Here is a 10,664-nt window from a genome sequence, read left to right on the forward strand (position 1 = left end):
AAGGCGGGTGCGATCCAGACCCTAGGCTGGGGTCCCATGACGCGTGTGAACAAGGTCCTCATCGCCAACCGGGGCGAGATCGCCGTCCGCATCATCCGGGCGGCGAGGGATGCGGGGATCGGCTCGGTCGCCGTCTACGCCGACCAGGACCGCGACGCGCTGCACGTGACGCTCGCCGACGAGGCGTACGCGCTCGACGGGCGGACGAGCGCCGACACCTACCTCGTCATCGCGAAGATCCTCTCGATCGCCCGCCGCTCCGGCGCCGACGCGGTGCACCCGGGCTACGGCTTCCTCGCCGAGAACGCGGACTTCGCCCAGCAGGTCATCGACGCCGGGCTCGTCTGGATCGGGCCCTCGCCGAGCGCCATCGAGCAGCTCGGCGACAAGGTCACCGCGCGGCACGTGGCCGAGCGCGTGGGCGCGCCGCTCGCGCCCGGCACCCTCAACCCCGTCTCCGGCGCCGACGAGGTCCTCGACTTCGTCGACGTGCACGGCCTCCCCGTCGCCATCAAGGCGGCTTTCGGCGGCGGCGGCCGCGGCCTCAAGGTCGCCCGCACCCGCGAGGAGGTCCCGGAGCTCTTCGAGTCCGCCACCCGCGAGGCCGTCGCGGCGTTCGGCCGCGGCGAGTGCTTCGTCGAGAAGTACCTCGACCGCCCGCGCCACGTCGAGACCCAGTGCCTCGCCGACGCCGCCGGCAACGTCGTCGTGATCTCCACGCGCGACTGCTCCCTCCAGCGCCGCCACCAGAAGCTCGTCGAGGAGGCGCCCGCGCCCTTCCTCACCGAGGAGCAGAACGCGCAGCTCTACGCCGCGTCCAAGGCGATCCTCCGCGAGGTCGGCTACGTGGGAGCCGGCACGTGCGAGTTCCTCGTCGCGCAGGACGGCACCATCTCCTTCCTCGAGGTGAACACGCGCCTCCAGGTCGAGCACCCCGTCTCCGAGGAGGTGACGGGCATCGACCTCGTCCGCGAGCAGTTCCGCATCGCCGCGGGCGGCCTCATCGACTACGACGACCCGGCGCCGCGCGGCCACTCGTTCGAGTTCCGCATCAACGGCGAGGACCCGGGCCGCGGCTTCTTCCCCGCGCCCGGACCCGTGCACGTGTTCCAGGCGCCCGGCGGCCCCGGCGTGCGCGTCGACTCCGGCGTGCGCGCGGGCGACGAGGTCTCGGGCGCGTTCGACTCCCTGCTCGCGAAGCTCATCGTCACCGGATCCAGCCGGGAGGACGCGCTCGAGCGCTCGCGCCGGGCGCTCGACGAGTTCGAGGTGCAGGGTCTGCCGACCGTCCTGCCCTTCCACCGCGCGATCGTGCGCGATCCCGCCTTCGCGCCCGCCGACGGCGCGCCCTTCTCCGTCTACACGCGCTGGATCGAGACCGAGTTCGACAACACCATCGAGCCGTGGTCCGGCGTTCTCGGCGACGCGGCCGAGGCGCCCGCGCGGCGCACGGTCGTGGTCGAGGTCGGCGGCAAGCGCATCGAGGTGAGCCTCCCCGAGGACCTCGCGCCGGCAGGCGGCGGCGCCGCGACCCGCCGCGGCGCCGCCGCTCCCGCGCGCCGCACGCAGGGCGGCCCCGTCGACACCTCGGGCGGCGGATCCGTCACCTCGCCCATGCAGGCCACCGTCGTCAAGCTCGCCGTCGAGGAGGGCCAGCAGGTCGTCAAGGGCGACCTCCTCGTGGTCCTCGAGGCCATGAAGATGGAGCAGCCGCTCACGGCGCACCGCGACGGCGCCGTCACCGGGCTCGCGGCCGAGGTCGGCCAGACCGTCCCCTCGGGCCACCGCCTGCTCGACATCGTCTGATCCCTCCGCACCACGCGACGACGGCCGGTCCCCTCGGGGCCGGCCGTCGTCGCGTGCGCGCCGCGCGGGCGGCCGACAGCGTCAGAGCACGATGTGCATGGCGCGCGCCGCGTCGGAGATGCTCCCCGAGAGCGACGGGTAGACCGTGAACGCGCGTGCCACGTCGTCGACCGTGAGCCGGTGCTCGACCGCCAGGGCGAGCGGGAAGATCAGCTCGCTGGCCTTCGGCGCGACGATGACGCCGCCGATGACCGTGCCCGAGCCGGTGCGCGCGAACAGCTTCACGAAGCCGTCCTTGACGTTCTGCATCTTGGCGCGGGGGTTCTGCGCGAGCGGCAGCTTGTAGATGTCGCCCTGCGCGAGCCCCTCCTCGATCTGCTTCTGCGACCAGCCGACGGTCGCGATCTCGGGCTGCGTGAAGATGTTCGACGTCACGTTGCGCAGCTCGGTCGGGTTCACCGCGTCGCCCATCGCGTGGTAGACCGCCGTGCGGCCCTGCATCGACGCGACCGACGCGAGCGGGAGGAACGTCGTGCAGTCGCCGGCCGCGTAGACGCTCGGCACCGAGGTGCGGGCGACGCGGTTGACGCGGATGTGGCCGGAGTCGCTGAGCTGCACCCCCGCCTCCTCGAGGCCGATCCCCGCGGTGTTCGGCACGGAGCCGACCGCCATGAGGCAGTGGCTGCCCTCCACGACGCGGCCGTCGCTGAGGGTCGCGACCACGCCGTCGCCCTGACGGACGACCGACTCGGCGCGCGACTTCGAGAGCACGGTCATGCCGTTGCGCGTGAACACGTCCTCGATGACGCGGGCGGCGTCGGCGTCCTCGCCGGGCAGCACCTGGTCGCGGGAGGAGATGAGCGTGACCTTCGCGCCGAGCGCCGTGTAGGCCGACGCGAACTCGGCGCCCGTGACTCCGGATCCGACGACGATGAGGTGCTCGGGGACGGTGTCCATCGTGTAGAGCTGGGTCCACGTGAGGATCCGCTCGCCGTCGGGCTTCGCCGTCTCGAGGATGCGGGGGCTGGAGCCCGTGGAGATGACGGTGGTGTCGCAGTCGATCTCGTCGAAGTCGGTGCCGCGGCGGCCGCGGCCGGTGGAGACGACGATGCGGTTCGGCCCGTCGAGCCGGCCCTCGCCCTGGACGATGCGGACGCCCGCGCGGATGAGGCTGGACTTCATGTCCTCCGACTGCTGGCGCGCGAGCCGCATCAGCCGGTCGTTGACGGCCTGCAGGTTCACGACCACCTCGGGCCGGACGGGGCGACGGGATCCCTCGCCGCGGGAGTAGAACTGCACGCCGAGGTCCGCGGCCTCCCCGAGGGCGTTGGTGGCCTCGGCGGTGGCGATGAGGGTCTTCGACGGGACGACGTCGGTCATGACGGCGGAGCCGCCGATGCCGATGCGCTCCACGAGCGTCACCTCGGCGCCGAGCTGGGCTCCGGCGATGGCCGCCTCGTATCCGCCCGGGCCCCCTCCGAGAACGGCGATCCTCTGGTTGGCCTCGAACTCGTATCCCATGCGCACATCATCGCGCAGGCCCGGGCCCCGCGCGAACCCGCGGGCAGCCGCCGTGGTGGCCGGGGCGGCGCCGCTGCGCGCATTTAGGATCGGGGCATGACCTACAGCAACCCCCTCGAGTCGCCCGACGCCGATCCGCGGGAGATCGCACGGCAGGCGGCCCGGCAGATCGCCGAGCTGACGGGCGTCGAGCGCCACGACATCGCCCTCACGCTCGGCAGCGGATGGGGCCGCGCGGCGGACCTCATCGGCGAGACCACCGCGACCATCCCGGCCACCGAGGTCGTCGGCTTCTCGAAGCCCGCGCTCGAGGGCCACGTCGGCTCGCTGCGGAGCGTCCTGCTGCCCTCCGGCCGCCGCGCCCTCGTCATCGGCGCGCGCACCCACTACTACGAGGGCCACGGCGTCCGCCGGGTCGTGCACAGCGTGCGGACCGCGGCCGCGACCGGGGCGACGACGATGATCCTCACCAACGGCGCGGGCGGGATCACGGAGCACTGGACGCCGGGGACGCCCGTCCTCATCAGCGACCACATCAACCTCACCGCGGACTCGCCGCTCGAGGGCGCGACCTTCGTCGACCTCACCGACCTCTACTCCGCGCGGCTCCGCGCCATCGCCCACGACGTCGAGCCCGACCTCGACGAGGGCGTCTACTGCCAGTTCCGCGGGCCGCACTACGAGACCCCGGCGGAGGTGCGGATGGCGCGGGCCATCGGCGGCGACATCGTCGGCATGTCGACCGCGCTCGAGGCCATCGCGGCGCGCGAGGCCGGCATGGAGGTGCTCGGCATGTCGCTCATCACGAACCTGGCCGCCGGGATCCAGCAGACGCCCCTCAGCCACGAGGAGGTCATCGAGGCCGGTCGCGCCGCCGAGGGCCGCATCGGCGGCATGCTCGCCCGCATCGTGGGCGCCCTGTGAGCCGGGAGGAGACCGCGGCGCTCGCGGCCGCCGCGCGCGCCTGGCAGGCGCAGGACCCGGATCCCGTCACGCGCGCCGAGGTCGACGCCCTGCTCGCGCGCGTCGAGGGCACCGGTCCCGGCGCGGACCGCGAGGCCGCCGCGGACGACCTCCGCGACCGCTTCCAGACCCGCCTGCAGTTCGGCACCGCGGGCCTCCGGGGGGAGCTCGGCGCAGGCTCCAACCGCATGAACCGGGTGCTCGTGTCGCAGGCCGCGGCCGGGTTCGCCGACTACCTGCGCAGCCGCAGCCCCCGGCCGAGCATCGTCATCGGGTACGACGGGCGGCACAACTCCCGCGTCTTCGCGGTGGACACCGCGCGCATCATGGCGGGCGCCGGCGTCCGCACCGTGCTCCTCCCCCGCGCCCTGCCCACCCCCGTGCTCGCCTTCGCGGTGAAGCACCTCGCGGTGAGCGCCGGCGTCATGGTCACGGCCTCGCACAACCCCGCGCGCGACAACGGCTACAAGGTCTACCTCGGCGACGAGGACCACGGCTCGCAGATCGTCAGCCCCGCCGACCGCGACATCGCCGCCTTCATCCACAAGGCGGCCGGGGAGCGCACCGTGCAGCAGCTGCCCGTGGCGGACGACTACGAGACGGCGCCCGAGTCGGTGATCGACTCCTACGTGGAGCAGACGGCGGACCTCTTCGCGGCGCCGCTCTCCCCGCTCACCTGGGTCTACACGCCCCTGCACGGCGTGGGCTGGGAGACGGCGGCCCGCGTGTTCGACGCGGTCGGCGTCGACCGGCCGGTGCTCGTCGCCGAGCAGGTGGATCCCGACCCCGACTTCCCCACGGTCGCCTTCCCCAACCCGGAGGAGCCCGGCGCCCTGGACCTCGCGTTCCAGGCCGCCGTCGCCTCGGACGCGGAGCTGATCATCGCCAACGATCCCGACGCGGACCGCCTCGCGGTCGCCCTCGCGGACGAGCACGGCGCCTGGCGCCGCCTGTCGGGCAACGAGGTCGGCATCCTCCTCGGCCTCGGGATCGCCGAGCGCTACGCCGCCGAGGGCAAGACGGGGACGTTCGCCTCGAGCCTCGTCTCCTCCCCGGCGCTCGAGGTCGTGGCCCGCGAGCTCGGCTTCGGCTACCGCGAGACGCTCACGGGCTTCAAGTGGATCTCCCGCGCCCCCGACCTCATCTACGGCTACGAGGAGGCCCTGGGCTACCTCGTGGCGCCGTGGCTCACGAGCGACAAGGACGGCATCTCGGCGGCCGTGGCGGTGCTGCACGGCGTCATGCTGCTCAAGTCCCGCGGCCAGACCATCGACGACTACGACCGCGCGTTCGCCGAGCGGTTCGGCTCGTTCGCGAGCGACCAGATCTCGGTGCGCGTGACCGACCTCGCCGTCATCCCGCGCATCATGGCGAAGCTCCGCCAGGCGCCGCCCTCCTCGATCGGGTCGCGACGCGTGGAGCGCATGGACGACCTGGCCGAGGGCTTCGGCGACCTGCCGCCGAGCGACGTGCTGCGGTTCCACCTGGGCGACGGCGCGCGCCTCATCGTGCGGCCGAGCGGCACGGAGCCGAAGGTCAAGGTCTACCTCGACGCGCAGAGCACCGAGGGCACCGTCGCCGAGCGGCGGGACGCGGCGCGGGCCATCGTCGCCGACCTGGCGCAGGCGGTCCCGGCGCTGCTCGAGGTCTGACGGGAGGATCCGCGGGTCGCGCGACGGCCCGTGGACCCGTCGCGCTCATCACTGGTAGTGGCGTTATCAGTGTACTAGCCTCGCGGCATGCGCATCGCCGAGCTCGCCGACGCCACCGGCGTCGCCCCCGCCACCGTCAAGTACTACGTCCGCGAGGGCCTCCTGCCCGCGGGCGAGCGCATCAGCGACAACCGCACGGAGTACGACGACGAGCACGTCCGGCGGGTCCGGCTGATCCGGGCGCTCATCGACGTCGGCCGGCTGCCCGTCGCCCGGGCCCGCGAGGTGCTCGCGGTGCTCGACGACGACGCGCGGCAGGTGCAGGACGTGTTCGCCGTCGCGCAGGACGCGCTGACGCCCGGGCCCCCGCCGACGGATCCGCCCGCCGCGGACGCGCTCGCCCGCGTGGACGCGGCGACGGCGGAGGCGGGCTGGTGCGTGCTCGACGGGCACGCCGGGCGTGCCCAGGCGGCACGGGCGGTGGACGCGTTCGACCGCTCGGGGCACCGGATCGACGACGACTACCTCGCCAGGTACGCGGAGGCGGCGGGGATCCAGGCGGACGCCGACCTCGCCGCGGTGCGCGGTCGACCGGACCGCACCGCGATGGCCGAGCTGATGGTGGTGGGCACGGTCCTCGGCGACCAGCTGGCCGCGGGGCTACGGCGCATCGCGCAGGCCACCGTCTCGATGCCGGCCGGTCCCGCCGCCACGGGCGGTGCCCGGTGATCCGCCGCGCCTTCTCCTGGCACCGGCCGCTCATGACCGTGGCCGCGCTCATGGTCGTGGTCGCGCTCGTGTGCGTCGTCGGCCGCCTGGTCGACGACCGGATGGTGACGGGAGCGCCCGTGTGGGACAAGCCCGCGAAGTTCTCGCTGTCGATCCTCGTCTACGCCGTGTCCTGGGCGTGGCTCATCGCGCACCTCCCCCGCTTCCGACGCACCGCGCACCGGCTCGGCACCGTCGTCGCCGTCGCGCTCGTGGTCGAGCAGGCCGTGATCGTCGGCGCCGCGGCCGCCGGCACCGCGAGCCACTTCCAGGTGGCGACCCCGCTGGCCGCGGCCCTGTGGGGCGTGATGGCCGTGTCGATCACCGTCCTGTACGTCTGCACGTTCGTCACGAGCCTCGCCGTGCTGCGCCTGCGGCTGCCCGATCCGGCGCTCACGCTCGGGATCCGCGCGGGCGCGCTCCTCGCGCTCGTCGGCATGGGCCTCGCGTACCTCATGACATCGCCGACCGCGGCGCAGCTCGCGGACTTCCACGGCGTCTCGGGCGCGCGCGGTGGGCGCCCGAGACGGCGGGCCCGGGCTGCCCGTGCTCGGCTGGAGCACGACCGCGGGCGACCTGCGGATCCCCCACTTCGTCGGCATGCACGCGCTGCAGCTGCTGCCGATCGCGGCCCTGCTCCTCGGTGCGGCCGGGCGGCGGATCCCCGCACTGGCGCCCGACCGCGTGCGCGTGCGGCTCACGGCGATCGCCGCGGCCGCGTACCTCGCCGTCGTCGGGCTCGTGACGGTGCAGGCGCTCGGGGGCGAGCCCGTGAGCGCGCCCTCGGCGGGCGTGGTGACCGCCGGCGCGGCGATCGCGGCGGCCGCCCTCGTCGCCGGGGTCGCGGCCGTCCTCCTCGGCGACCGGCGACGGGATCCGGGAGCCCCCGCCGTGCCCGCGGGCGGACGGACGCCGGATCAGCCGAGCGCGGCGTCGAGCTTGGCCGAGATCTCCTCGAGGTCGAAGTAGTTCTCGACCACGACGACGTCGGCGTACGTGGCGCCGATGCGGTCGACGAGCTCGGGCGACGTGAGGATGACCTGCGCGTCCTCGCCGAGGGACGCGACGCTCGCGAGGTCGGCCGCCGTGACGTCGGCGTCGATCCCCAGACGCGCGAGCGCCCGCTCCGCGTTGACCTTGAGGATGCCGGACGTGCCGATCCCCACGCCGCAGATGGCGACGACCTTCATGCGCTCTCCTCGCCGGCCATGATGCGCCGGACCTCGTCGACGGTGGTGGCGGCGCGCAGCCGCGGGATCGCGGTGGCGTCGTTGAAGATGTTGGCCATGTCGGCGACCGACGAGACGTGCCGGTCGACCGTGGTGACCGCGAGGCCGACGATGACGTCGACCGGGTCGTTGTGCGCGTGCCCGAAGGCGACGGGCTCCCGCAGCGTGACCACCGCGAGGCCGTCCGCGAGCGTCTCCGGCCCCGGGCGGGCGTGCGCGAGCGCGAGCCCCGGGGCGATGACCACGTACGCGCCGAACTCCTCGACGACGCGGATCATGGCCTCCGCGTAGTCGGCCGTCGCGGCCCCCGACCGGACGAGCGCGTCGCCGGCGAGGCGCACCGCCGCGCGCCAGTCGGCGGCCTCGGCGCCGAGCGTGACGGCGTCGTCCGGGAGCGGTGGGAGCACGGGAGCGGCCTCTCTGGGGGTGCGGGCGGGGACGGGCGGTGCGGGCGGGACGGCCGGGACGCCGACGACGGCGCGGCGCCGACGACGGCGCGGCGCCGACTACAGGCGGGCGAACCCGTCGGAGATGATGTCGGCGAGCGCCTCGCGCTCCTCCAGCGGCAGGAAGGCCGCGGCGGCCGCGTTCAGCTGGAAGGCCTCGTGGTCGTCGAGGTCGTAGGCGAACGCGTCCGTGAGCAGCGACAGCTCCCGGCTGATGGTGGTGCCGCTCATGAGGCGGTTGTCGGGGTTCACCGTGACGGCGAAGCCGAGCTGGTAGAGCAGGTCGAAGGGGTGGTCGCGCATCGCGTCGCCCCATGCCGCGATGGCGCCGGTCTGCAGGTTCGACGACGGGCTGAGCTCGAGCGGCACGCCGCGGTCCTTCACCCACCGGGCGAGCGGGCCGACCGTGACGAAGACGTCCTCGCCCTCCTCGCTGTCGATCTCGATGTCCTCGGCGATGCGCACGCCGTGTCCGAGGCGGAGCGCCCGGCCGTCGAGCAGCGCGCCGCGGATGGACTCGAGGCCGTCGGCCTCGCCCGCGTGGATGGTGCGCGGCATCCACTCGCGCGCCAGGAGGTCGAACGCACCCTGCAGGCGGGAGGGCGGGAAGCCGGCCTCGGGCCCGGCGATGTCGAAGCCGACGACGCCGCGGTCGCGGTGGCGGACGGCCAGCTCGGCGATCTCGGTGCCGCGGTCGAGGTGGCGCATGGCGCTGACGAGCTGGCCGACGCGGATGGATCCGCCCGCCTCCTCGACGCCGCGCACGCCCTCCTCGATGCCGGCCTGCACGGCCTCGACGACCGCGTCGAGCGCGAGGCCCGTCGTGAGGTGCTGCTCGGGCGCCCAGCGGATCTCGCCGTAGACGACGCCGTCCTCCGCGAGGTCCTCGACGAACTCCCGGGCGACGCGCGCCAGGTGCTCCTCGGTCTGCATGACGGCGATGGTGACGTCGAAGGTCTTCAGGTAGTCGACGAGCGATCCCGAGTCGGCGCTGGTGCGGAACCACTCGCCGAGCGCGTCCGCACCCGAGGCGGGGAGCTCGAGGCCGATCTCGTCCGCGATCTCGACGATGGAGCCGGGGCGGAGCCCGCCGTCGAGGTGGTCGTGGAGGGAGACCTTGGGGAGGTCGCGGAACGACCCTCCGCCGGGCAGCGTGGAGTCCTCGGGAGCGCGTGTCATGGGACGAATCTACTAGCCTCGACGAGGCCCGCGCCGTGGTCGTATGCGCACTGACCATCGGTGCTCGAGGCGTCCGCGGGTCGCGACCCGACCCGGAGGACACGTGCCCACCAAGATCCTGATCGACTGCGACCCGGGGCACGACGACGCCCTCGCCCTGATGCTCGCGCACGGCAGCCCCGAGATCGAGCTCGTCGGCATCACGACGGTCGCCGGCAACCAGACGCTCGAGAAGGTGACCCGGAACGCGCTCGCGGTCGCGACCGTCGCGGGGATCCACGGGGTGCCCATCGCGGCCGGCTGCGCGCGGCCGCTCGTGCGGCCCGGCATGACGGCGCCCGAGGTGCACGGCGAGTCCGGCCTCGACGGGCCCGAGCTGCCGGAGCCGGCCGTGGCGCTCGACCCGCGGCACGCGGTGGACCTCATCATCGAGACGGTCATGTCCCACGCCCCCGGCGAGATCACGCTGGTGCCCATCGGGGCGCTCACCAACATCGCCCTGGCCGTCCGCCGCGAGCCGCGCATCGTCGAGCGCGTGAAGGAGGTCGTGCTCATGGGCGGCGGCTACCACGTCGGCAACAGCACCCCCGTCGCGGAGTTCAACATCGCGGTCGACCCCGAGGCCGCGCACATCGTGTTCGGCGAGGCGTGGCCCGTGACGATGGTGGGACTCGACCTCACCTACCAGGCCACCGCGACGCCCGAGGTCCTGGCGCGCATCGCCGCCCTCGGCACGCCGGCCGCGCGGTTCGTCGTCGACTCCATGGAGTCGTACGGCCGGGCGTACCTCGACCGGCAGGACTTCCCGAGCCCGCCCGCGCACGACCCGTGCGCGGTCGCGCGCGTGATCGACCCGCGGATCGTCTCGGTGCGCCGCGCGCCCGTGACCGTCGAGCTCACCGGGACGCACACGCTCGGCATGACGGTGGCCGACCTCCGGCGCCCGGCGCCCGCGGACTGCACGACGCAGGTCGCGGTCGACCTCGACCACGCCGCGTTCTGGGACGTCGTGGTGGACGCGCTCGAGCGCATCGGCTGACGCGGGGGCGTCGACGGGATGGGGTCCGCCCGTCGTCACGTGGACGACGGGCGGATCCCGG

The 10,664-nt window shown here is 74.1% G+C and carries 10 protein-coding genes; 6 read left to right on the forward strand and 4 right to left on the reverse strand.

The annotated features are described in order from the left end of the window. The first annotated feature begins 36 nt into the window (after window positions 1-36). Window positions 37-1,806, forward strand: coding sequence for a biotin carboxylase N-terminal domain-containing protein (locus tag QFZ62_RS05720; RefSeq protein ID WP_307502846.1), 1,770 nt, complete (start codon window positions 37-39; stop codon window positions 1,804-1,806). An 81-nt stretch (window positions 1,807-1,887) separates the two neighbouring features. Here QFZ62_RS05720 and QFZ62_RS05725 read toward each other — a convergent pair whose 3' ends face one another. Beyond that, window positions 1,888-3,327, reverse strand: a complete 1,440-nt coding sequence (locus tag QFZ62_RS05725; RefSeq protein WP_307502849.1) for an NAD(P)H-quinone dehydrogenase — start codon at window positions 3,325-3,327, stop codon at window positions 1,888-1,890. Between the two features lie 96 nt (window positions 3,328-3,423). On the opposite strand from QFZ62_RS05725, the gene QFZ62_RS05730 reads away from it, so the two are divergent. From QFZ62_RS05730 to QFZ62_RS05745, 4 genes are all read left to right on the forward strand, one after another. Then, window positions 3,424-4,251 carry a purine-nucleoside phosphorylase gene (locus tag QFZ62_RS05730; protein ID WP_307502852.1) on the forward strand — a complete coding sequence of 276 codons (828 nt, stop codon included), beginning with the start codon at window positions 3,424-3,426 and terminating at the stop codon, window positions 4,249-4,251. Next, window positions 4,248-5,942, forward strand: coding sequence for a phospho-sugar mutase (locus tag QFZ62_RS05735; protein ID WP_307502853.1), 1,695 nt, complete (start codon window positions 4,248-4,250; stop codon window positions 5,940-5,942). Before QFZ62_RS05730 ends, QFZ62_RS05735 begins: the two co-directional genes overlap by 4 nt. Before the next feature lie 87 nt (window positions 5,943-6,029). Then, complete coding sequence (locus QFZ62_RS05740; protein WP_307502856.1) at window positions 6,030-6,671, forward strand: MerR family transcriptional regulator; 642 nt, start codon at window positions 6,030-6,032, stop codon at window positions 6,669-6,671. A 552-nt stretch (window positions 6,672-7,223) separates the two neighbouring features. Then, window positions 7,224-7,679, forward strand: coding sequence for a hypothetical protein (locus QFZ62_RS05745; RefSeq protein ID WP_307502859.1), 456 nt, complete (start codon window positions 7,224-7,226; stop codon window positions 7,677-7,679). Here the strand turns inward: QFZ62_RS05745 and QFZ62_RS05750 are convergent. From QFZ62_RS05750 to QFZ62_RS05760, 3 genes are all read right to left on the reverse strand, one after another. After that, window positions 7,628-7,900, reverse strand: coding sequence for a PTS sugar transporter subunit IIB (locus QFZ62_RS05750; protein WP_307502863.1), 273 nt, complete (start codon window positions 7,898-7,900; stop codon window positions 7,628-7,630). The genes QFZ62_RS05745 and QFZ62_RS05750 overlap by 52 nt on opposite strands. Then, window positions 7,897-8,346, reverse strand: a complete 450-nt coding sequence (locus QFZ62_RS05755; RefSeq protein WP_307502865.1) for a PTS sugar transporter subunit IIA — start codon at window positions 8,344-8,346, stop codon at window positions 7,897-7,899. Before QFZ62_RS05755 ends, QFZ62_RS05750 begins: the two co-directional genes overlap by 4 nt. A 99-nt stretch (window positions 8,347-8,445) precedes the next feature. Further along, window positions 8,446-9,564 (reverse strand): adenosine deaminase, encoded by a 1,119-nt coding sequence (locus QFZ62_RS05760; RefSeq protein WP_307502867.1) that lies wholly within the window; start codon window positions 9,562-9,564, stop codon window positions 8,446-8,448. Between the two features lie 103 nt (window positions 9,565-9,667). Here QFZ62_RS05760 and QFZ62_RS05765 point away from each other — a divergent pair, with 103 nt between their 5' ends. Next, window positions 9,668-10,603, forward strand: a complete 936-nt coding sequence (locus tag QFZ62_RS05765; RefSeq protein ID WP_307502870.1) for a nucleoside hydrolase — start codon at window positions 9,668-9,670, stop codon at window positions 10,601-10,603. The last annotated feature ends 61 nt before the right edge of the window (window positions 10,604-10,664 follow it).

This window comes from Clavibacter sp. B3I6, assembly GCF_030816895.1.
Lineage (GTDB): Bacteria > Actinomycetota > Actinomycetes > Actinomycetales > Microbacteriaceae > Clavibacter.

Coding starts and splice junctions, on each gene's coding strand:
- QFZ62_RS05720 (WP_307502846.1), top strand. CDS start 37: ATGACGCGTGTGAACAAGGTCCTCATCGCCAACCGGGGCGAGATCGCC.
- QFZ62_RS05725 (WP_307502849.1), bottom strand. CDS start 3,327: ATGGGATACGAGTTCGAGGCCAACCAGAGGATCGCCGTTCTCGGAGGG.
- QFZ62_RS05730 (WP_307502852.1), top strand. CDS start 3,424: ATGACCTACAGCAACCCCCTCGAGTCGCCCGACGCCGATCCGCGGGAG.
- QFZ62_RS05740 (WP_307502856.1), top strand. CDS start 6,030: ATGCGCATCGCCGAGCTCGCCGACGCCACCGGCGTCGCCCCCGCCACC.
- QFZ62_RS05750 (WP_307502863.1), bottom strand. CDS start 7,900: ATGAAGGTCGTCGCCATCTGCGGCGTGGGGATCGGCACGTCCGGCATC.
- QFZ62_RS05760 (WP_307502867.1), bottom strand. CDS start 9,564: ATGACACGCGCTCCCGAGGACTCCACGCTGCCCGGCGGAGGGTCGTTC.